The sequence below is a fragment of the Meridianimarinicoccus zhengii genome (assembly GCF_003254465.1).
Taxonomy (GTDB): Bacteria; Pseudomonadota; Alphaproteobacteria; order Rhodobacterales; family Rhodobacteraceae; genus Meridianimarinicoccus; species Meridianimarinicoccus zhengii.
Genome location: NZ_QDFI01000003.1, coordinates 1 through 20248, shown reverse-complemented (window position 1 = coordinate 20248; position 20248 = coordinate 1). Strand labels below are relative to the sequence as shown.

General features: G+C 69.4%; 19 protein-coding genes. 12 read left to right on the top strand and 7 right to left on the bottom strand.

Going from position 1 to position 20248, the window contains the following annotated elements:
• Positions 1–10 precede the first annotated feature (10 nt).
• Complete coding sequence (locus DDE13_RS01465) at positions 11–1093, bottom strand: ParB/RepB/Spo0J family partition protein (protein WP_111400977.1); 1083 nt, start codon at positions 1091–1093, stop codon at positions 11–13.
• 1 nt (position 1094) lies between these two features.
• Positions 1095–2399, bottom strand: a complete 1305-nt coding sequence (locus DDE13_RS01460; RefSeq protein WP_111400976.1) for an AAA family ATPase — start codon at positions 2397–2399, stop codon at positions 1095–1097.
• Positions 2400–2836: 437 nt separating this feature from the next.
• Here DDE13_RS01460 and DDE13_RS01455 point away from each other — a divergent pair, with 437 nt between their 5' ends.
• On the top strand, positions 2837–3526 hold the full coding sequence (locus DDE13_RS01455) for a hypothetical protein (protein ID WP_111400975.1): 690 nt from the start codon (positions 2837–2839) through the stop codon (positions 3524–3526).
• A gap of 159 nt (positions 3527–3685) precedes the next feature.
• Here the strand turns inward: DDE13_RS01455 and bhcR are convergent, their stop codons facing one another.
• Positions 3686–4522 carry an HTH-type transcriptional regulator BhcR gene (bhcR, locus tag DDE13_RS01450; protein WP_111400974.1) on the bottom strand — a complete coding sequence of 279 codons (837 nt, stop codon included), beginning with the start codon at positions 4520–4522 and terminating at the stop codon, positions 3686–3688.
• A 160-nt stretch (positions 4523–4682) separates the two neighbouring features.
• Here bhcR and bhcA point away from each other — a divergent pair, with 160 nt between their 5' ends.
• From bhcA to DDE13_RS01405, 9 genes are all read left to right on the top strand, one after another.
• A complete protein-coding gene (bhcA, locus tag DDE13_RS01445; protein WP_111400973.1) occupies positions 4683–5873 on the top strand; it encodes an L-aspartate--glyoxylate aminotransferase BhcA in 1191 nt (396 codons plus the stop codon).
• Positions 5873–6841 carry a beta-hydroxyaspartate dehydratase BhcB gene (gene bhcB, locus DDE13_RS01440; RefSeq protein ID WP_111400972.1) on the top strand — a complete coding sequence of 323 codons (969 nt, stop codon included), beginning with the start codon at positions 5873–5875 and terminating at the stop codon, positions 6839–6841. The genes bhcA and bhcB overlap by 1 nt, the downstream gene beginning before the upstream one ends.
• Positions 6842–6854: 13 nt before the next feature.
• On the top strand, positions 6855–8018 hold the full coding sequence (gene bhcC / locus DDE13_RS01435; RefSeq protein ID WP_111400971.1) for a 3-hydroxy-D-aspartate aldolase BhcC: 1164 nt from the start codon (positions 6855–6857) through the stop codon (positions 8016–8018).
• A gap of 75 nt (positions 8019–8093) precedes the next feature.
• A complete protein-coding gene (bhcD, locus tag DDE13_RS01430) occupies positions 8094–9059 on the top strand; it encodes an iminosuccinate reductase BhcD (protein ID WP_111400970.1) in 966 nt (321 codons plus the stop codon).
• A 176-nt stretch (positions 9060–9235) separates the two neighbouring features.
• Complete coding sequence (locus tag DDE13_RS01425; RefSeq protein ID WP_111400969.1) at positions 9236–9760, top strand: CIA30 family protein; 525 nt, start codon at positions 9236–9238, stop codon at positions 9758–9760.
• A gap of 114 nt (positions 9761–9874) precedes the next feature.
• On the top strand, positions 9875–10840 hold the full coding sequence (locus DDE13_RS01420) for a metal ABC transporter solute-binding protein, Zn/Mn family (protein ID WP_111400968.1): 966 nt from the start codon (positions 9875–9877) through the stop codon (positions 10838–10840).
• 29 nt (positions 10841–10869) lie between these two features.
• On the top strand, positions 10870–11655 hold the full coding sequence (locus DDE13_RS01415; protein WP_235868548.1) for a metal ABC transporter ATP-binding protein: 786 nt from the start codon (positions 10870–10872) through the stop codon (positions 11653–11655).
• Positions 11609–12859 carry a metal ABC transporter permease gene (locus DDE13_RS01410; RefSeq protein WP_111400967.1) on the top strand — a complete coding sequence of 417 codons (1251 nt, stop codon included), beginning with the start codon at positions 11609–11611 and terminating at the stop codon, positions 12857–12859. The genes DDE13_RS01415 and DDE13_RS01410 overlap by 47 nt, the downstream gene beginning before the upstream one ends.
• Positions 12860–12875: 16 nt before the next feature.
• Complete coding sequence (locus DDE13_RS01405; protein ID WP_111401049.1) at positions 12876–13796, top strand: metal ABC transporter permease; 921 nt, start codon at positions 12876–12878, stop codon at positions 13794–13796.
• A gap of 151 nt (positions 13797–13947) precedes the next feature.
• Here the strand turns inward: DDE13_RS01405 and DDE13_RS01400 are convergent, their stop codons facing one another.
• Complete coding sequence (locus DDE13_RS01400; protein WP_111400966.1) at positions 13948–15171, bottom strand: MFS transporter; 1224 nt, start codon at positions 15169–15171, stop codon at positions 13948–13950.
• Between the two features lie 351 nt (positions 15172–15522).
• Between DDE13_RS01400 and mobA the strand changes: the two genes are divergently transcribed.
• Entirely contained in the window at positions 15523–16137 is a 615-nt protein-coding gene (gene mobA, locus DDE13_RS01395; RefSeq protein ID WP_111400965.1) for a molybdenum cofactor guanylyltransferase MobA, read from the top strand.
• The gene (locus DDE13_RS01390) at positions 16137–18245 is read left to right on the top strand and encodes a molybdopterin-binding protein (RefSeq protein WP_111400964.1); all 2109 of its coding nucleotides are present in this window, start codon (positions 16137–16139) and stop codon (positions 18243–18245) included. The genes mobA and DDE13_RS01390 overlap by 1 nt, the downstream gene beginning before the upstream one ends.
• Positions 18246–18251: 6 nt before the next feature.
• On the opposite strand, the gene DDE13_RS01385 is transcribed toward DDE13_RS01390, so the two are convergent.
• From DDE13_RS01385 to DDE13_RS01375, 3 genes are all read right to left on the bottom strand, one after another.
• Positions 18252–18488: a sulfurtransferase TusA family protein gene (locus tag DDE13_RS01385; RefSeq protein ID WP_111400963.1), complete on the bottom strand. Its 237-nt coding sequence runs from the start codon at positions 18486–18488 to the stop codon at positions 18252–18254.
• A 105-nt stretch (positions 18489–18593) separates the two neighbouring features.
• A complete protein-coding gene (locus DDE13_RS23155; RefSeq protein WP_222626004.1) occupies positions 18594–18890 on the bottom strand; it encodes a hypothetical protein in 297 nt (98 codons plus the stop codon).
• Positions 18891–18963: 73 nt separating this feature from the next.
• Positions 18964–20248: S8 family serine peptidase (locus DDE13_RS01375; protein WP_222626003.1), on the bottom strand; the 1285-nt coding region annotated here is incomplete at its 5' end.

Sequence of the window (20248 nt, the reverse complement as noted above, 5' to 3'; positions counted from 1 at the left end):
TTTTATATCATCATTCGAGACCATCGAGGAACCGCGCGACGGCATCTTCAAGCCGCTTCCGGTCCAAAGCGGAAAAATCCTTGTCCCCCCGCAGTTCAAGCCGGCCTTGCGATGCCGTGCATTTGACGGCTCCGGAACGGCTTTCGACCTGAAAGGTCGTGCGGGCGGGCCGCGGTGCCTTGGCGGGCTTCGGCTTGCCGTTCCCCGCGGGGAACCCCTGCGGCGCGTCGAAGCCGCAGAAGACCCGCAGGATCTGCAACTCGGCCTCGGCATCCCGGTCCGGGTGCGCGGCAAGTTGCGCGCGCAGCCGCGAGAGCGCGGCCGGATCGGCATCCAGTTCTTTGCGCAACGCGAGGCCAAGCGCACGGGGCAGCGCCTGGGCATGGCGCAGGTTGTCACCCACCATGGACAACAGGCGCGCAAAACCGCGAATGTAGCTTCGCTTCTGCTTGCCCGCGGACCCGAACAGGATGTCCACCGCAGCGTCGGAATCCGCAGCGGCCGTATCGGGATCGGCGGCATACGCTTCGGCCAGTTGCGCCATCTCGGCAAAACTCACGTCGGCGCGAATGAGGTTCTCGTCAACCATCCTGCGATAGAGCATGTCGAGCGTCTCGCCCGGCTCCATCACCACGGCAGGAATGGCGTCATAGCCGCTTTCAGGTTGAACCGCGTCGAGATGGCGGAATGCGGACAGGCGCCGCAGCCCCTGCACCAACTCGAACCCGTCTTCACCCCGCTCCACACGAATGGGGTTGGACAGGCCGATCGCCGTGATGCTGTCGCAAAGCTCCTGAAGGTCGCCGGGATCGAGATCGCGCCGGTCGCGCGTCAGCTTGCCGGTGCGCACGGCATCCAGCGGGACGCGCTGCATCACGAGGCCCTGCCCCTGCGCCTTCACGTATTCATGGGCCAATGCATCGTTTTCTGCGCGAATGCGCTGCTCGACCTCCGCCCGCTGGCGGAGCGAATCCGCATTCTCGCGCACCGCGCTCGCCATGGGTCCGCGGCGCGCATCACCCGGCCGAGCGGGTTCGACCGGCGCGGGGTCTTCGGGCATTTCGATATCGAACATCCGTCGCTTGCGGGTCATATCAGTCCTCCATCCGTTCCCAGGCCGCGATCAGCGTTCCGCGAAACTCGCCATAGGCCCGATCGAACGTGGCCCGCGCGCGCCGCCATGTCTCGCGCGTCATGTTGCGATAATCGATCTCGTACACCGAGCTCAGGAAGCGGCCCGATTGCTCGACCGCCCGCGTCAGCTCGATCGGGTGCTCGGCCAGCCGGTCGCCGAAGACCTTGCCGAACGCGTCATACATGGCACGGTGCAGTTCGTTGCCCGGCTCGAAGCGAGTCAGCAGGAACCGCACATCGAGGAATGCCTTGGGTGAGCCCGCGTTCCCCGCGGGGAACGGCACGTCGCTGAACCCGGCATCGAGATCCTCCAGCGCCTCGCTCAACTGACCGATGAAGCTCGTGGTGCTGTCGTACTCCCAGTAGCCAGGGCCCGACGGGACATAGAGCACGTCTGCCGCAAACACGGCGTTCATGGACTGGTACCCGATGGCTGGCGGGCAGTCGAAGATGATCAGGTCATAGCTGTCGTCCGGCACGGCATCGAGATAGCGCGCCACGGCTGCGAAGAAGGACCAGTCGGGATTCAGGTGCCGATACTGGGCCGAGGCGAACTCGACGAAGGCTGCGTTGGCACAGGACGGAATGATGTCGATGGTCGGCCAGCTTGTGGATTGGATGAAATCGGCCACCCGCAAATCCTCCAGCCCGATATCGCGCACGGAGGCGGGCAGCTTGCGCTGGGGCAGGGCGGCGCCGCTGGCCGCCCCGGTGACGGCGGCGTTCATCCGGTCGGTTTCCCGGATCAGATCGCGGGCCATGATACCCCAGACTGTGTGATCCTCGCTCACGTCGCTCAGGCCCATCGAATGGCTCAGCGTGGCCTGCGGGTCGAAATCGATGCACAGCACCCGGTAGCCATCGAGAGCCGCCGCATGGGCGAAGTGCAGCGCGACAGTGGACTTGCCCGCGCCGCCCTTGAAATTGGCGATGGCCGCGCGGATCGCGCGCTTGCCCTGCGGGCGCGGCGGCATCAGGGTCTTGCGATTGATCTTCATCCGCCGCCGCAGTTCGTTGATCTCTTCGAGCGAGAACCAGCGTTGGCGGCCGTCTTCTTCAACTTCGCCCGCGGGCAGCGACGGATCGGCCGCCAGCCGACCCCGGAACGTGGATTGATTGACCTGGAAAATCAGTTCGGAAACCTCCCAGCTTGAGAACCGGCGCAATGTCTTGACCAGTTCCGGCGAATAGGTCTGCCGCCGGATCCAGCCCTGCAACTTCAGTGATTGCGCCTGAAGCGCCTGCAGATCGCGATAGGTGTACATCCTGCCTCTCTAGACGTTATTTCCCTGATGATCGTGAAATACGCTTATTGGACAGATTACGCAAAAGAGAATATCGTGAAAAGCGAGCAAAACGTGGCTTTCCCATGACGCCTTTGAAAATGGAACGATGTCCGCGAATCATTAGCGGCTCGCCCCAGCCACACCAGATGCTGCGTTAGGCGCAAGTTACGGGGACGAAATGGCACCGGAGCACCGATTTGGGGGGACATCAGCATACCAAGAGGGGACAGCCTGCATGGCCCCCATTACCTATTTAACCGGATTTTCTTTTCCGATTGGGGATCGCTTCCCCGACCAAACGCCAAATCATTGACTCGGGCGCTGTTCGGACGTTAAATCCTCGCACAATCAGAAAAGCGTCCGGCAATGATCGGGCGCAGGGGCAAAGACCCCACGAGGCAGAGCAGGAGCGGCCGATGCTGGCCAAACGTCCAACGGGGCAGGGGGCTGCCGCACGCAAGTATGACCTGCTCACGGCACTTGGGGTGCATGCGTGTGGGGGGACGAAATTCGAACAGCGGCTGGTGCTGCGGTTCATGACGGCGATCACGGCGCGGTACAATTGGCAGCGAGACGAACTGACCATGGGCCGGGTCGAACTTGCGCGGCTCTGGCAGGTCAACGAGCGCACGGTGAAGCGGGAGCTTGCCAAGCTGAAGGCTTGCAACTGGTTGATAGTAAAGCGTCCCGCGGCGCGGGGGCGGGTGACGGTCTATGGGATCGACTGGGGGCAGGTGCTGCGAGACACCGAAAGGGCCTGGGCGCATGTCGGGCCGGATTTCGTGCTGCGGGCGGCGGAGCTTGCGGGCCACCCGGAGGCCGCCACCGAGGACCGGAAGGTCGTTGCGTTCCCGTCGGCACCGGCGGGCGATACGGAATGGGACCGGGCCATCGGCCAGTTGTCACTGGAAGACTCTGCATTCTATGCCAACTGGTTAGCGTCGGTGAAGCGGGTCGGGCTGGGGTCCGGTGTGCTGGAGTTGGAGGCGCCGAGCGCGTTCCATGCGCAGTACCTGAACACCCAGGCCGGGGCCCGGTTGCTGGGGGCGATTCGGCGGGTGGCGCCGCATGTGCACAGGGTCGTTGTGCGTCCACCGTCCGGGTGAGGTGCGAAATCATCGTGTTTTGCACATTGAAATCCGTGCATGTTGACACTGCGGCGCCGATCCTTGTTGCAGGCGGTCCTGTCTCACGCAGCGTCGGAGTGTATGACTCTCGTATGACTTCTGTAGGATTCTTGTAGGACTCCGCGCGACAGCAATCGTTCAGGCGCTGCCGCCAACGGCGGCCGTCAGGTTTCTAGCCGCATCGGCTACCGCAGCCCCGAGACGGGCAGGATCGCTGGCCAGGACGCGCGCGGTCGGACCCGAAACTGACAAACCCGCCACGGGGTCGCCGTGCAGGTCGAACACCGCCGCCGCGACGCATGTCATGCCCATGGTCCGTTCCTCGCCATCGAGCGCCCAGCCGCGGGCGCGGACCTGTGCCAGGTCGTCGGCCAGGGCGCGCGGATCGGTTAGGGTGTGCGGCGTAAAGGCCGTCAGTGGATGGGCCGCCAGCACGCGCGCCACGCGGCCTGCATCCATCTGCGCGAGAAGCGCCTTGCCGATGCCGGACGCGTGCATGGGCGAAAGCGTTCCCGGTGGGAAGAAGGCGCGAATCGAGGCATGGGTTTCAACCTGGCTGACGAACAGGATCTGCCCGTCGGTTTCGACGCCGAGATTCGCGGTCTCCCCCGTCGCTTCCATCAAGTCCCGCAACACGGGGCGTGCCCGGTCCACCAGCGCCGTGCGGCGCAGGTAGCGCGCGCCGATCAGGAATGCGCCCGCGCCGATGGCCCATGTCTGGGCGGCGCTGTCGAATTCCACCAGACGCCGCCGTTCCAGCGTCACGAGCACGCGGTAAACCGTGGCGGGCGATTGCCCGAGATCGGCGGCGAGTGCGGACAGGGTCGCGCCCCCCGCATTGCCCAGCCGTTCCAGAACGTCGATGGCGCGGTCGAGCGACTTGATGGTGTTCTGCGCGCTCTTGTCGGCCCAGTCGCGCGGGCGGCCCCGCGCGCGGCGTTCTGGACTGGTGTCGGGGGCGGGGTCGCGGGCCATGGCATCGCCTTAATGAAAGACGCTTTCAGCCTATGAAAAACGCAAGGCGCTGACAAGGCGCGTAAAATCCATGCAAAGGCAAATCTGAAAAACGATTTCAAAAAAATTGCAGTCAGGATGCGCGCAGCCTAGGGTGCGCCAACCCACGGAGGATAAGGTCATGAGCTTTCAGAACCCGGTGTTCATTCCCGGCCCCACGAACATACCCGAGGCGATCCGCAAGGCCTGCGACATGCCGACGATCGATCATCGCTCGGCCCTGTTCGGCACCATCCTGCACCCGGCGCGGGCCGGCGTGAAGCAGGTGCTGAAATCCGACGATGCGGAGGTCTATATCTTTCCGTCCACCGGCACGGGCGGCTGGGAAACGGCGATCACCAATACGCTGTCGGCGGGCGACAAGGTGCTGGTGGCGCGTAACGGCATGTTCTCGCACCGCTGGATCGACATGTGCCAGCGCCATGGGCTGGACGTGCAGGTCGTGGATGTGCCGTGGGGCGAGGGCATCCCGGCGGATCGTTTCGCCGAGATCCTGACGGCCGACACCGGCCATGCCATCCGCGCGGTGCTGGCGACCCATAACGAGACGGCGACCGGCGTGGTGTCGGACATCGCGGCGGTGCGCGCGGCGATGGACAGTACAGGACACCCGGCGCTGCTCATGGTGGATGGCGTGTCGTCCATCGGGTCTATGGATTTCCGCATGGATGAGTGGAAGGTCGATGTGGCGGTGACCGGCAGCCAGAAGGGGTTCATGCTGCCCGCGGGGCTGGCCATTGTGGGGTTCTCGCCCAAGGCGCGTGCCGCGGTGGAGCAGGCGAAACTACCGCGCACCTTCTTCGACATCCGCGACATGGAAAAGGGGTATGCCGCAAGCGCGTTCCCCTACACGCCCCCCGTGGGTTTGCTGAACGGGCTGAAGCTTGCGTGCGACATGCTGCTGGCCGAGGGGTTGGAGAACGTCTTCGCCCGGCATCGCCGCATCGCGGACGGGGTGCGCGCGGCGGCGGCGGCGTGGGACATGCCGCTCTGTGCCGCGCGGCCCGCGTTGCAGTCGGACAGCGTCAGCGCGATCCGAACGCCCGAGGGGTTCAACGCGACGACCATCGTGACCCATGCCGCCGACCGCTATGGCGTGGCCTTCGGCGTCGGGCTGGGCGAGGTGGCGGGCAAGGTGTTCCGCATCGGGCATCTGGGCAGTCTGACCGACGTGATGGCCCTGTCGGGGATCGCCACGGCGGAGATGGTCATGGCCGATCTCGGCCTGCCAGTGAAGCTGGGCAGCGGTGTGGCCGCGGCACAGGAAGTGTATCGCGCCACGGCGGCGCAACAGGCTGCGGAGGCCGCGTGATGAAGGACGTGAACGGGCTCGACCTGCCCACCTACGACGATGTCGCGGCGGCGCATGAACGGATCGCGCCCCATATCCGGCGCACCGAGATTCTGACCAACCAGTTCCTCGACGAACAGACCGGCGCGACGCTGTTCTTCAAGTGCGAGAACCTGCAGCCGCCGGGTGCCTTTAAGGTGCGCGGGGCGTGCAACGCGGTGTTTTCGCTGAGCGACGAGGCGGCGGCGCGCGGCGTGGCGACCCATTCGTCGGGCAACCACGCGCTGTCGCTGGCTTACGCCGCCATGCGCCGGGGCATCCCGTGCAACGTGGTCATGCCGCGCACGGCGCCGCAGGCGAAGAAGGACACGGTGATCGCCTATGGCGGCACGATCACGGAATGCGAGCCGTCCACCACGTCGCGCGAAGCCGTGTTCGCCGAGGTGCAGGCGAAGACGGGGGCCGATTTCGTGCATCCCTACAACGATCCGCGGGTGATCGCGGGGCAGGGGACCTGTTCCAAGGAATTCATCGAACAGGTTGCGGATCTGGACGCGGTGATCGCGCCCATCGGGGGCGGGGGCATGATTTCGGGCACCTGCCTGACGCTGTCGGAACTGGCACCTCATGTGCAGATCTATGCTGCCGAGCCGGAACAGGCGGACGACGCGTATCGGTCCTTCAAGGCGGGCCACATCATCGCCGACGACGCACCCGAGACCATCGCGGACGGGTTGAAGGTGCCGCTGAAGGAGCGGACATGGCATTTCGTGTCCAACTACGTCACCGATATCCTGACGGCGAGCGAGCAGGAGATCATCGACGCGATGAAGCTGAGCTGGAAGCGGCTGAAGCAGGTGATCGAGCCGAGCTGCGCCGTGCCGCTGGCGGTGATCCTGAAGAACCCTGAAGTCTTTGCCGGCAAGCGTGTCGGCGTCATCATCACGGGCGGGAATGTCGATCTCGACCGCCTGCCGTGGATCAAGTGAGAAGGAGAAGGCCATGAATGCGCCTGTGAAACTGGACGGTCTTGAGGTTGGGTACGACATCCCGGCACTGCCGGGGATGGATGCGAAGGATGTGCAGACGCCCTGTCTGATCCTCGATCTCGATGCGCTGGAGCGGAACATCGTCAAGATGGGCGAGTTCGCCAAGAGCCACGGCATGCGCCACCGGGTGCATGGGAAGATGCACAAGTCGGTGGACGTGGCGCTGCTGCAGGAGAAGCTGGGCGGGTCCTGCGGCGTGTGCTGCCAGAAGGTGTCGGAGGCGGAGGTCTTCGCGCGCGGCGGCATCAAGGACGTGCTGGTGAGCAACCAGGTGACGCAGCCGGAAAAGATAGACCGGCTGGCGCGGCTGCCGAAGCTGGGGGCGCGGGCGATCTGCTGTGTGGACGATCTGGCGAATGTGGCGGACCTGTCGGCAGCGGCGGTCAAGCACGGCACGCAGATCGAGTGCCTGGTGGAGATCGACTGCGGGGCAGGGCGCTGCGGCGTGACGACGACGCCCGCCGTGGTGGAACTCGCCAAGGCGATCGACGCCGCCGAGGGGCTGAAATTCGCCGGCATCCAGGCCTACCAGGGTGCGATGCAGCATCTCGACAGCTATGACGAGCGCAAGGCCAAGACCGACATCGCCATCGCGATGGTCAAGGACGCGGTGGACACGCTGAAGGCCGAGGGTCTGGACTGCGACATCGTCGGTGGCGGCGGCACGGGCAGCTATTACTTCGAGGGCAACTCGGGCGTGTATAACGAGCTGCAGTGCGGCTCGTATGCCTTCATGGATGCCGATTATGGCCGCATCCTCGACAAGGACGGCAACCGCATCGACCAGGGCGAATGGGAAAACGCGCTCTTCATCCTGACCAGCGTCATGTCCCACGCCAAGCCCGACAAGGCGATCTGCGACGCGGGGCTCAAGGCGCAGTCGGTGGATAGCGGCTTGCCGGTGATCTATGGTCGCACGGATGTGAAATACGTCAAGTGCAGCGACGAGCATGGCGTGATCGCGGACCCGGACGGCGTTCTGAAGGTCAATGAAAAGCTGCGGCTGGTGCCGGGGCATTGCGACCCGACCTGCAACGTGCACGACTGGTATGTCGGCATCCGGGGCGACAAGGTGGAGGTCGTCTGGCCCGTCTCCGCCCGCGGCAAGGCCTACTGACCCACGCAAGACGATGCCGGAAAGGGGCGGGCGCGGCCTGCCCCTTTTCCATGCAACCGACAAGGAACACCCGACATGATCATCGTGCCCGAAGCGGCGATTGCCGATCTGATGACCCGCGCGCAGGCCTTCGACGCCGTGGAGAAGGTCTTCGCCTCCATGGCGACGCGCCGTGCCTACAACTTCCCCGTGATCCGCGAGGCGATCGGCCATGCCGACGCGCTTTACGGTTTCAAGTCGGGCTTCGACCGCGACAGTCTTGCGCTCGGCCTCAAGTCGGGCGGCTACTGGCCGGGCAATGCGGACAAGGGCCTGACCAACCACCAGTCCACGGTGTTTCTGTTCGATGCCGATACCGGGCGCTGCAAGGCTGTCGTGGGCGGCAACCTGCTGACGGCGCTGCGCACCGCTGCGGCGTCCGCCGTGTCGATCAAGCATCTGGCGCCCGAAGGCGCCAAGGTGCTCGGCATGATCGGCGCGGGCCACCAGTCGGCGTTCCAGATGCGCGCGGCGGTGGAGCAGCGCGCCTTCGAGAAGGTGATCGCCTGGAACTATCACCCCGAAATGCTGTCACGGCTTGCCGATGTGGCGGCCGAACTGGGGCTGCCATTCGAGGAAGCGTCGCTGGAGCGGATCGGGGCGGAGGCGGACGTCATCATCTCGATCACGTCGTCGAACGCGCCGATCCTGCTGGATGCCCATGTGACCGGCGGCACGCATGTCGCCTGCATGGGCACGGACACCAAGGGCAAGCAGGAGGTGGAGGCCGCACTGGTGGCCCGTGCCAAGGTCTTCACCGACGAGATCGCGCAGTCGGTCAGCATCGGCGAATGCCAGCACGCGGTGGCAGCGGGCCTGATCGCGGACAGCGACATCACCGAGATCGGCGCCGTCATCAACGGCACGGCACCGGGGCGCACCGGGTCGGACGACCTGACCCTGTTCGACGGGACGGGCGTGGGATTGCAGGATCTGGCAGTCGCGGCGTCGGTGGTGGACCTTGCCGTGGATAAGGGCGTCGCCATCGAAGTCGATTTCTAGGCGGTTGCCCTGCCGCAGGTCCCCTGACGTCCCGGGCTTGACCCGGGACCTCGTGGGATGCGCGCGAGGGGCGCGGACCGGAGGCCCCGGGTCAAGCCCCGGGCGCCAGTGCCCCTTGGCGCGCCGTTGCGGATTCCCGGTGGCCCGCCCCCCGTATTCCGGGCTATGCAGCAGGCATGGCTGCCCACGTGATCGACGATTTCACCCGCCCCCATCCCAGTGCCGCGACCGGCACCGACTGGGAATTCCTGTCCGACCGGGTCATGGGCGGGGTGTCCGGGGGCGGGCTGTCCCGCGAGACCGTGGCCGGGCGCACGGCGCTGCGGCTGACCGGTGATGTGCGGCTCGACAACAATGGCGGCTTCGTGCAGGCGGCGCTGGACTTGGCCCCCGGCGGAGCCGCCATCGACGCGCGTGGCTTCGCTGGGATCACGCTCGATGTGTTGGGGCAGGCGGAAGACTACAACCTGCACCTGCGCACTGCCGATGTCACGCGGCCCTGGCAGAGTTACCGTGCTGCCTTCGCCGCGCCGCCGACATGGACGCGGATCGACCTGCCATTTTCCGATTTCACCCCGCATCGGCTGGACGCACCCTTCGACCTGTCCACCCTGCGGCGGATCGGGCTGGTGGCCATTGGCCGGGCGTTCCGGGCGGACCTGTCGGTGGCGCGGATCGGGTTCCTGCCGCGCGAGGGTTAAATTGCGAATAATTCGCAAACAGCTTGACAGTTGCGAATGGTTCGCACATTTCTCGGGGCGTGCGGGGCGCGATCCCGTGCGCCGATCCGTTCCACCTGGCCGAGGACCCGCCCGATGCTGCCGACCCGCCGCCTGTTCCTGTCCATACTCGCCGCGCTGAGCGCGGTGGCGACGCTGCCGGGCGCGGCGCCCGTGCGGGCGGATAGCCCGGTGAGCGTGGTCGCCACGACCGGCATGATCGCCGATGCGGCGCGGCATGTCGGCGGCGTGCACGTGGATGTGCGTGCGTTGATGGGGCCGGGGGTGGACCCGCATGCCTATCGCCAGACCCGCACCGACATCGTCGCGCTGGCGCAGGCCGATCTGGTGCTGTGGCACGGGCTGTACCTGGAAGCGCAGATGGAGGCGTTTCTTCTGGATCTCGCGCGCGACCGCGCCGTGGTTGCGGTGGCCGAGGAACTGCCCGCCGACCGGCTGTTGGTGAACCCCGATTACCCCGACCGTGCCGACCCCCATGTGTGGATGGACCCGCAGCTTTGGGCCGGGGTGGTGGAGCGGGTGCGCGGCGCGCTCACCGAGGTGGCACCGCAACATGCCGACGCCTTCGCCGCGAATGCGGAGGCCCATCTTGCGGAAGTGGCGGCGCTCGACGCTTACGGGCGGTCCGTGCTCGGCTCGGTGCCCGAGGATCGCCGCGTCCTGGTAACCGCCCATGACGCCTTCGCCTATTTCGGGCGCGCCTACGGGTTCGAGGTGCTGGGCATCCAGGGGATCTCCACGGAAAGCGAGGCGGGGCTGCGGCGCATCGCGGATCTGGTGGACCTGATCGTGGAACGCGGAATCGGGGCCGTTTTCGTGGAAACCTCCGTGTCCGACCGCAACATCCGCGCGCTGGTCGAAGGGGCCGCGGCGCGGGGGCACGAAGTCGTCATCGGGGGCGAGCTGTATTCGGACGCGATGGGACCGGAGGGCAGTTACGAGGGCACGTATGTCGGCATGATCGATCACAATTTCAGCACCATCGCCCGCGCGCTTGGCGGCGAGGTGCCCGCACGCGGCATGCAGGAGCGGTTGAATTGAGCGGTCGGACCGCAACACCGGACCTGGCACTGGTCCAACCCGGCGGTGCCGCTGCCGACGACGCGCTGGCGCGCGGGGCGGCGCTGGCCGTGCGGGGGCTGACCGTGTCCTATGGCGCGGCCCCGGCGGTGTTTTCCGTGGATGCGAGCTTCCCGAGCGCAGCCATGTCGGCGATCATCGGGCCGAACGGCGCGGGCAAGTCCACGCTGCTGAAGGCGGCGCTGGGGGTGATCCCGCGCCTGTCGGGCACCGTGCAGGTGGCGGGCGTGCCGCTGGACCGCGCGCGCGACCGCATCGCCTATGTGCCCCAGCGCGCGAGCGTGGACTGGGATTTCCCCGCCACCGTGCGCGACGTGGTGCAGATGGGGTTCTATCGGCGGCTGGGGCTTTTCGGGCGGCTGACCGGGGCGGACCGGGCGCGCACCGTCGCGTGTCTTGACCGGGTGGGGATGGCAGATTTCGCGGATCGCCAGATCGGGCAGTTGTCGGGCGGGCAGCAGCAGCGCGTGTTCCTCGCCCGTGCGCTGGCGCAGGAAGCGGAGCTGTATCTGCTGGACGAACCCTTCGCGGGCGTGGACGCCGCGACCGAACGCGCGATCATCGACGTGCTGCGGGGCCTGCGCGATGACGGCCGGGCGGTGGTGGCGGTGCATCACGATCTTGCCACGGTGCGGGACTATTTCGACCATGTCTTCCTGATGAACACCCGCGCCATTGCCGAGGGGCCGGTGGCGCGGGCCTTTACCGCCGCGGCGCTGGAGGCGGCCTATGGCGGACGGCTGGGGGCCACGCATCTTGCGGGTCTGGCGGGCTGATCCGGTGGGCGCTTTCTGGCAGGCGCTGACGCTGGGGGCGGGCTACAATGCCGCGCTGGTGACGCTCGGGGCGGCGGCACTGGGGTTCGCGGCCGGATCGGGGGGCAGTTTCCTCGTGTTGCGGGGCCGGGCGCTCGTGTCAGACGCGATGGCCCATGCGACGCTGCCGGGCGTGGCGCTCGCGTTCATGGTCATGGTGGCCATGGGCGGCGACGGGCGCTGGTTGCCGGGGCTGCTGCTCGGTTCGGCGCTGTCGGCGCTGGTCGGGCTTTGGGTCGTGGGCTGGATCGCGCGGGCCACGCGCCTGCCCGAGGATGCGGCCATCGGCGCGGTGCTGGGGTCGTTCTTTGGCTTGGGCGTCGTGCTGCTGACCGTGATCCAGACGATGGGACAGGGGCGTGCCGCGGGGCTGGAAGGGTTTCTTCTGGGGTCGACCGCCGGGATGCTGCGCCAGGACGCGCTCATCATCGCCGTGGGCGGGGCGCTGGTCGTGGCCGCCGTCTGGGCGCTGCGGCGGCCCATGACGCTGGTGGCCTTCGATCCGGGCTTCGCCGCCGCGACGGGCTGGAACGTGGGGCGGATCGACATGGCGGTGATGGCCATCGTCACCGCCGTCGCCGTGATCGGGCTGAAGATCGTGGGGCTGGTGCTGACCGTGGCGCTTCTGGTGATCCCTGCGGTCACGGCGCGCTTCTGGACCGACCGCAGCGGGCGGCTGGTGTGGATCGCGGGCGGGCTTGGCGCGCTGTCGGGTTATGTCGGGGCGGCGCTTTCGGCCTCCGCCCCCGACCTGCCAACAGGGCCGATCATCGTGCTGGTGGCGGCGGGGCTGTTCACCGTGTCGCTGCTGGCCGCACCCGCCCGCGGCGTGCTGGCGGCGGCGGCGCGGCATCACCGCTACCAGGCGCAGGTGCATCGGCGGCAGGGGCTGCTGGCGCTGGCCCGCGGCGATGCAATCGCCGAACGCTACACCCTGCGGCTGATGGTGCGCGCCGGATTCGCACGGCCCGATGGCGTGGCGACCGAGGCGGGGCGCGGTGCCGCGGCGCGGCTCTTGCGGGATGAACAGCGCCGGGCCGTCGCGCGCGACATGTTCCGCGCCGGTCCGCCTGCCGATGACGGTTTGATGCCGGTGGAACGGCTGTTCACCCCCGACCAGCTCCGCGCCATCGATGCGCGGCTGGCGCCGCGGGCGGTACCGTGACGGTGGAGGGCGCGTGATGGGTGCGGAATTCGTGCAGTTCTCGCTGACGCCGATCCTGATCGGCGTGCTGGCGGCGATTGCCTGCGCGCTGCCAGGCAATTTCCTGATCCTGCGGCGGCAGGCGCTGGTGGGCGACGCGATCAGCCACGTGGTCCTGCCGGGGATCGTCGTCGCTTTCCTGCTGACCGGCAGCGTGACAGCCTGGCCGATGCTGCTGGGGGCAGGGGCCGCGGCGCTGGTGGCTGTTGTCCTGATCGAGGCGGTTCAGCGGCTGGGCCGGGTCGAACCGGGCGCGGCCATGGGCGTCGTGTTCACCACGCTTTTCGCGGCCGGTGTCCTGCTGCTGGAACGCAGCGACACGTCGTCGGTGCATCTCGATGTCGAACACGCGCTGATGGGCAGCCTCGAATCCCTCGTCTGGTTCCGGGCGACCGGCTGGGGGTCGCTCATCGACCCCGCCGCATGGGACAGTCTGCCGCCGGAGCTGCCGCGCATGGCGCTGGTCTGCGCCGTGCTGGCCGCGTTGACGGCGGTGTTCTGGCGCTGGCTGCGCATCGCCACCTTCGACGAGGGCTTCGCGCGCGCCATGGGCATCCCCGTGCGCGCCGTGGGGCTTGGCCTTGTGGGGGCCGCTGCGGTCGCTGCGGTCGCGGCGTTCGACGCGGTGGGCTCGATCCTCGTGATCGCCATGTTCATCTGCCCGCCCGCCGCGGCGCGGCTTATGACCGACCGGCTGGGCGTGCAGGTCGCATGGTCCGTGGGTTTCGCGGTCCTGTCAGCGGTGCTTGGCTTCGTGCTGGCGGGGTACGGCCCGCTGTGGCTTGGCGGACAGGACGCGGTGAGCGCTGCGGGCATGATCGCGGTCACAGGCGGAGTCATCCTTGGGCTTGCCTGCCGGTTCGGTCCCGCGCGGGTGGGATCCGTGCCGCGCCCTTGACGGTGCCGGCATGGCGCGTCACGACCATGCGCCGACGATCCAGGGCGGGTCGGTCGACGCGTCCACCCGGTCGGTTCGGCGGCGTGCAGGCTGGCTTCGGTGAAACGGCTTCCCGGAACCTTCGACCGCGGGACAAGGCGCGCGCCCGGCCCTATGCCGTGACGCCGCGCTGTTCGCTGCCGAGGCGCCGCGCGATCAGCCAGCACAGCGCCGACAATCCGATGCACCATGCGCCAAGAAACAGGCTTTGCGCCGGGAAGTCGATGCCCGCGTCGATCAGCACGCCCGTGAGCCCCGGCCCGATGGCGGTCGAGATCACCATGACCGTGGTGGCCAGCGACCGGATCGACCCGAGGTTCCGGGTGCCGTAGATCGCGGGCAGCAACGCCCCCCAGAGCGCACTGGCCATGCCCTGCGTCACCCCGATCACGCCAAGCGCGACATACCAGGCCGCGACGCTTTCGGCGGGGCCGATCAGCGCGGTGCCGATCCCCATGGGCACCAGCAGGACCGGCAGCAGCCGCGCCGGCCCGAACCGGTCCGCCGCCCAGCCCGCCGCGAAGGCGGCGAGCACCGTGGTCGTGGCGAAGGCGGTGTAGCCGGGCGCCATGTCTACCAGCGCCCAGCCCTTGACCTGCGCCGTGTGCACCTGCTGGAAGAACACCACCGTGCCGATGAAGCCCGGCGTCAGCAGGACCGGCAGGAGCGCGGGAAACAGCCAATGGCGCAGCGCATCGGCGCGGGTCCAGTGGTGGCCGTGCAGGCCGGGGCTGGAGGTCGCCTCGACGCTGCCCTGCGGTGCGCGGTCGTTGCGCAGCAGCAGCCACAGGGCGGGCGCCACGCCCAGGGCGATGACGGCGGCTGTCAGCGCCCAGGTGGGGCGCCAGCCGAGGGATGCGATGGCCAGCACGGTGAGGATGGACAGCGTCATCTCGCCCGCCGGGTGGCCCAGCCCGCTGATCGCCACCGCTCGGCCGCGCGTGGCCGCGAACCAGCGCCCCATGGCGGTCATGGCGATATGGCTGAACATGCCCTGCCCGCAGAAGCGCAGCGCGAACAGACAGATGCCAAGGATCACCACGCTGTGGGTCAGCGCTATCCCCAGGGCCGCGGCGGCGAAGACCAGCGCCGACAGCGGTGCGAGCCTTGAGAGCGGTACGGTATCGGCCAGCGAGCCACGCCAGAACATGAGCGCCGCGGCGGACAGGGTGGCGAGGGTATAGAGCCCGCCCCAGTCCCCCGCGCTCAGCCCGTGTTCGGCCTGGATCGCCCCGGCGAAGAGCGCGATGAACCAGGTCTGCCCGAAGCCGGAGGCATAGGTGAGCAGGACACCCGCGCCAAGCCAGCGGCGGTTTTCGGACAGGAAACGGAACATGCGGGTGCCCCCGGAAGCAGGTCGGCACGCGAAAGCGGCTATCCGGAGCCCGCGGGTCCGGACGCGCCCGCGCGGCGGACGGAATGTCGGATAGTGTCAAGGATGTGACGGGCCGAAGAAGTGCCCCAAGGACGGCGCCGCGTCAACGGGGTGGACCGATATTGCCCGTCGCATGGCCGCTGCGGCGGTGCACGGCGGACAAGGCTTGCGCCGCGCGGCGGCGCGGTGGACGATGGCGGGTGTTCGTGTTGGCCCCGGGGAGGGCCGCATCGTCTGGAGGTCTTCCGTGTCGCATCATCCGTGCCGGTCCTTGCATGTGCATCCCGCGCCGCCCGGCGGCGCGGCATGAAGATGGCCGTGCCGCCGGGCGTGATCCTTGCGGGCGGGCGGGCCACGCGCATGGGCGGCGGCGATAAGGCGCTGCTGCGGCTGGGCGGGGCGACGCTGCTGGACCGGGTGATCGCGCGGCTCGGTCCGCAGGTCGGGGCGTTGGCGCTTAATGCCAACGGCGATCCGGCGCGCTTCGCGGGCTGCGGGCTGCCCGTGCTGCCGGACAGCGTGCCCGACAGGCCCGGCCCGCTGGCGGGCATCCTGGCCGCGCTCGACTGGGCGGCAAGGCTGGGGGCCGGGCGCGTCGTGACGGTGCCTGCCGACACGCCGTTCCTGCCTGCGGACCTGGTGGCGCGGCTGCTGGCTGCGGCGGACGGGACGGCCCCCGTGCTGGCGGCGACGGCCGGGGCTGGGTCTGCAACCCGGTCCATGGCGGACGGGCTGGTCCGGCACCCGGCCTGCGGCCTCTGGCCCGTGGCACTGCGCGGCGATCTGCGTGCCGCGCTGGCGGGCGGGACGCGCAAGGTGGCGGACTGGGCCGACGGGCACGGGGCGCGGATGGCGCTTTTCGACGGCGACCCGTTCTTCAACGTCAACACGCCCGATGACCTGCGCGCGGCGGAGGCGTTGCTGTGATGGCGCGGGATGCCGTGGCCTTCGACCGGGTGGCAGTCCTTGACTGGTCCTCGGCGGGAGTGCCGACGCGGGGCAGGGATTCCATCTGGCTCGGGGTCGCGGATGCGGCGGGCATCGCCGCGCGGAACCTGCCGACCCGCGCGGCGGCGGAAGCCGCGCTTCACGACCTGGTGCGCGACAGCGTGGATGGCGGGGCGCGGCTGCTGCTCGGGGTCGATTTCCCGCTGGGCTACCCGGACGGGTTCGCGCGCGCGCTGACCGGATCGGACGATCCGCTCGCCGTCTGGGACTGGCTGGCGGCGCGGATCACCGACGGGGCTGACAATCGCCACAACCTGCGCGACGTGGCGGCCATGGCCAACGCGGTCTTTCCGGGGGCGGGGCCGTTCTGGGGAAACGGCGCGAAGGCGGAGGTGCCGGGCCTGAGCCGGACAAAGCCAGCGCTGCCGCCCGGCCTGGCCGCCCATCGCACGACCGAAGCCGCGGCCCGGGCGGCAGGTGCGAGGCCCAAGACCGTCTGGCAACTGGCCGGGGCGGGGTCGGTGGGCGCGCAGGCGCTGGTGGGCCTGCCGGTGCTGCACCGGCTGCGGCGGGCCCATGGCGCGCAGTTGACGGTGTGGCCATTCGCTCCGCCGACCGCCCCGGTCGTGATGGCCGAGGTCTATCCGTCCCTGCTGGCCGATACCGTCGCTGCCGCATGTGCGCGTGACCCTGCCCTCGTGCGGGACGCGGCACAGGTGCGGTTGCTGGCGGCGGCGCTGCTGCGGCTGTCGCGGTCGGGCGGGTTGGGGCTGCTCTTCGACCAGCACCACGGGCAGGCGCCGCGCGAGGGCTGGATCCTCGGCGTCGGCGCGGAGGCCACGTTGCGCGGCGCGGTCCCGGCGCTCGACGCGGATGACGGGACCATACCGGTCGACGCGGCGCACGGGCGCATGCGCACGGCGCTGCGGCCCGTGACGGGGGTGGAAGATTACGCCACCCAAGCGGCGACGGGCCGTGTGCTTGCCCGGACCGTGACCGCGCGTCGCGCCCATCCCGCGCAGGACAACGCGGCGGTCGATGGCTACGGCTTCGGCCATGCCGCGACCGGGGCGGGGGCGCAGCGCCTGCCGCTGGTGGCGGGGCGCGCGGCGGCGGGGCGACCCTTCGCCGAGATCGTGCCGCAGGGTGCCGCGTTGCGGGTGCTGACCGGCGCCCTACTGCCAGGTGGCGTGGACACGGTCCTGCCGGACGAGGACGTCGCGGTCGATGGCGCAGAAGTGGCCTTCGACGGGCCGGTGACGCGCGGTGCCAACATCCGGCAGGCGGGGGAGGACATGGCAGCGGGTGCGCCCGCCCTGCCCGAAGGGCACCAGCTGCGCGCACCGGACCTGGCACTGTTGACCGCGCTGGGGGTGGCCACGGTGCCGGTGCGGCGGCGGCTGCGGGTGGGCGTGCTGTCCACGGGCGACGAAGTCGTGCCGGACCCGGACCGCCCCGCCGTCCCGCACGCGGTCTGGGATGCGAACCGCCCCATGCTGCTGTCGCTCGTGGCGGGCTGGGGGCATGCGGCAGTGGATCTCGGCCATGCGGCCGACGATGCGTCGGAAATCGCCGCGCGGCTCGACGACGGTGCGGCGCGCTGCGACGCGATCCTGACATCGGGCGGGGCGTCGGCGGGGGACGAGGATCACCTTGCCGCCATCCTGCGCGCGCGGGGGCGGCTGTCGGTCCGGCGGGTCGCGCTGAAGCCGGGCCGACCCTTCCTGTTCGGCGCGTGGCGCGACGTGCCAGTGCTGGGCCTGCCGGGAAACCCGGTCGCCGCCTTGGTCTGCGCGCTGGTCTTCGGACACCCGGCGCTGTCCATGCTGGCAGGGTCGGGCTGGCCGGAGCCTGCGGGGTTCGCTGTCCCCGCCGCTTTCGCGCGCGACAAGGCGGCGGGACGGCGCGAGTTTCTGCGCGCGCGGCTGAACGCGGGCGGTGCGGCAGAGGTGTTCGCGGGCGAAGGATCGGGCCGGATCAGCGGGCTGGCCTGGGCCACGGGGCTGGTCGATCTGCCCGAGGGCGCTTGCCGTATCCGCCCCGGCGACCCGGTGCGTTTCCTGCCCTATGCATCCTTCGGGGTCTGAACGGCGTCAGCCCCGGCGGATCAGGTAGACCCGGCCATCGCCATCCGGTGTGGCCGACAGAAGGTCATGCCCGGCCTCGGCGCAGAAATGCGCCATGTCCACCACGGCCGCCGGGTCGGTCGCCCGCACGCGCAGGACGGCCCCGGGCACCATCGCGTTCAGGCGTTTGCGCGCGCGCAGCACGGGAAGCGGGCAGAGCAGGCCCGAGGTGTCGATGTCCGCGTCGAATGGGGTGTCGGTCATCCTCGGGGTATACGGCGCGCCGCATGGCGGGCGCAACGGCGCGCAACGAAACCGGGCCGGGGAATACTCCCCGGCCCATTACTCGTCACTGAACAGGCGCTGACGTCAATCGTCGTCGTCATCCCCGTCATCGTCATCCCCGTCATCGTCGTCGTCGCCACCACGGTCGTCGTCATCATCATCATCGTCGTCGTCGTCGCGGTCATCGTCGTCATTATCATCCCGGTCGTCGCGGTCGCCGCGTGCTTCGTTGCGCCAGCCGCGTGCCTCGGCGGTGTCGATGCTGTCGCGCACCTCCTGTGCCGCGCGGGACAGGAAGTTGCGCACCGGGTCATCCGCCAGCGCCAGCGTCGGGGCGCAAAGCGTGGTGGTGGCGAGCAGGCAAAGGGTCAGTCGGGTCATTGCTCCATCTCCTTGATCGGCGGCGCGCCCGTGTGCGGTGCGCCGATGCAAGGGTAACGGACCCGAGGGCGGTCTATTCCGTCCGGGTGGAATTTTCCGGGGGCGGGGTCGGCGCCGGGCTGTCGCCCGGCGCGCCCGCGGTCCAGACCTGCGGGGACGGTGCGCAATGCCCGGCGGCGGACAGCAGCCCGTGGCCGAACACGGGGTCCCGCCCCGGTGTGCCGAGGTCGCGCGCCGTTTCGACAAGCCGCGCGCGCAGGTCGTCCGCGTCGAGGTCGGGCGCGCCCGCCTTCAGCCGGGCCAGGGCGGCGGTCACGAAGGGCACGGCGAAGGAGGTGCCGGTCTTGGGGCGCAGGCCGCTGATCGAGGCGGCGGTCCAGACCTCCACGCCGGGCGCGGCGATATCGACATGGTCGCCCTGCTGTGCCCGGCGATAGATGCGGGCGTCGGCATCCACCGCCGTCACCGCGATCACCGGGTCGTAGGCGCCGGGATAGGCCGGTGGCGCGCCCGGACCGTCATTGCCGACCGCCGCCGCGAGCACCATGCCGCGCCCGGCCAGCCGGGACACCGCGTCCTCCAAAAGCGCGTTGGGCGGCCCCGCGATGCTGAGATTGACCACGTCGACCCGCGCGTCCGCCAGTTCCGATAGGCCGCGCAGCACCGCCACCACATCGGCGCGTTCGTCGCGGCCTGCCTGGTGGAACGCGTCGACGGCGATCAGCGCGGTGCCCGGCAGCAGCCCCGCAAGCCCGGTCGCGGGATCGCCCACCAGAAGCGCCGCGACGGCGGTGCCGTGGGCCGGAGTCGCTGGGGGGCTGTCTTCCGCGGCGGTGCGCAGCGTGGCGATGGGCGTCGCGGCCAGCGCGGGGTGGTCCACGTTCACCGCCGTGTCGATCATGCCGATGCGGGCAACGGGTGCGCAGGATGCGGGCGCCGGCCAGTCCACCTGCCGCAGCGCCACGCAGCCGTCGCCGCGGCAAGGCGCAGGGGTGTCCGCGGCCTCGGGCCGGTAGAAATGGTTGAAATCTGCGCCTGCGCCGCTGGGCAGGGCGGCCACCCGTGCCCGCGCCGTGGCGAGATCGAGACCGGGCGCGATCCCGAGCCGGTGCAGGGTGACGCCGAGCCCCCCGAGCGTGGCGGTCTCGCGCGCCGTGAAGCCTTCGGCGATCAGGCTGGAAAGGTCGTCCGGGGCGAGATCGAAGGCCACGATCTCGTCCGGTGCCGCGTCGGCGAGCACGGGACGCTGCGGCGGTCTTGGTGCGGATTGCGGCGCGCGGGGCGTGCGCGGCGCAATCCGCGTCGGCGAGCACGGGACGCTGCGGCGGTCTTGGTGCGGATTGCGGCGCGCGGGGCGT

Coding starts and splice junctions, on each gene's coding strand:
- DDE13_RS01465 (WP_111400977.1), bottom strand. CDS start 1,093: ATGACCCGCAAGCGACGGATGTTCGATATCGAAATGCCCGAAGACCCC.
- DDE13_RS01460 (WP_111400976.1), bottom strand. CDS start 2,399: ATGTACACCTATCGCGATCTGCAGGCGCTTCAGGCGCAATCACTGAAG.
- DDE13_RS01455 (WP_111400975.1), top strand. CDS start 2,837: ATGCTGGCCAAACGTCCAACGGGGCAGGGGGCTGCCGCACGCAAGTAT.
- bhcR (WP_111400974.1), bottom strand. CDS start 4,522: ATGGCCCGCGACCCCGCCCCCGACACCAGTCCAGAACGCCGCGCGCGG.
- bhcA (WP_111400973.1), top strand. CDS start 4,683: ATGAGCTTTCAGAACCCGGTGTTCATTCCCGGCCCCACGAACATACCC.
- bhcB (WP_111400972.1), top strand. CDS start 5,873: ATGAAGGACGTGAACGGGCTCGACCTGCCCACCTACGACGATGTCGCG.
- bhcC (WP_111400971.1), top strand. CDS start 6,855: ATGAATGCGCCTGTGAAACTGGACGGTCTTGAGGTTGGGTACGACATC.
- bhcD (WP_111400970.1), top strand. CDS start 8,094: ATGATCATCGTGCCCGAAGCGGCGATTGCCGATCTGATGACCCGCGCG.
- DDE13_RS01425 (WP_111400969.1), top strand. CDS start 9,236: ATGGCTGCCCACGTGATCGACGATTTCACCCGCCCCCATCCCAGTGCC.
- DDE13_RS01420 (WP_111400968.1), top strand. CDS start 9,875: ATGCTGCCGACCCGCCGCCTGTTCCTGTCCATACTCGCCGCGCTGAGC.
- DDE13_RS01410 (WP_111400967.1), top strand. CDS start 11,609: ATGGCGGACGGCTGGGGGCCACGCATCTTGCGGGTCTGGCGGGCTGAT.
- DDE13_RS01405 (WP_111401049.1), top strand. CDS start 12,876: ATGGGTGCGGAATTCGTGCAGTTCTCGCTGACGCCGATCCTGATCGGC.
- DDE13_RS01400 (WP_111400966.1), bottom strand. CDS start 15,171: ATGTTCCGTTTCCTGTCCGAAAACCGCCGCTGGCTTGGCGCGGGTGTC.
- mobA (WP_111400965.1), top strand. CDS start 15,523: ATGGCCGTGCCGCCGGGCGTGATCCTTGCGGGCGGGCGGGCCACGCGC.
- DDE13_RS01390 (WP_111400964.1), top strand. CDS start 16,137: ATGGCGCGGGATGCCGTGGCCTTCGACCGGGTGGCAGTCCTTGACTGG.
- DDE13_RS01385 (WP_111400963.1), bottom strand. CDS start 18,488: ATGACCGACACCCCATTCGACGCGGACATCGACACCTCGGGCCTGCTC.
- DDE13_RS23155 (WP_222626004.1), bottom strand. CDS start 18,890: ATGACCCGACTGACCCTTTGCCTGCTCGCCACCACCACGCTTTGCGCC.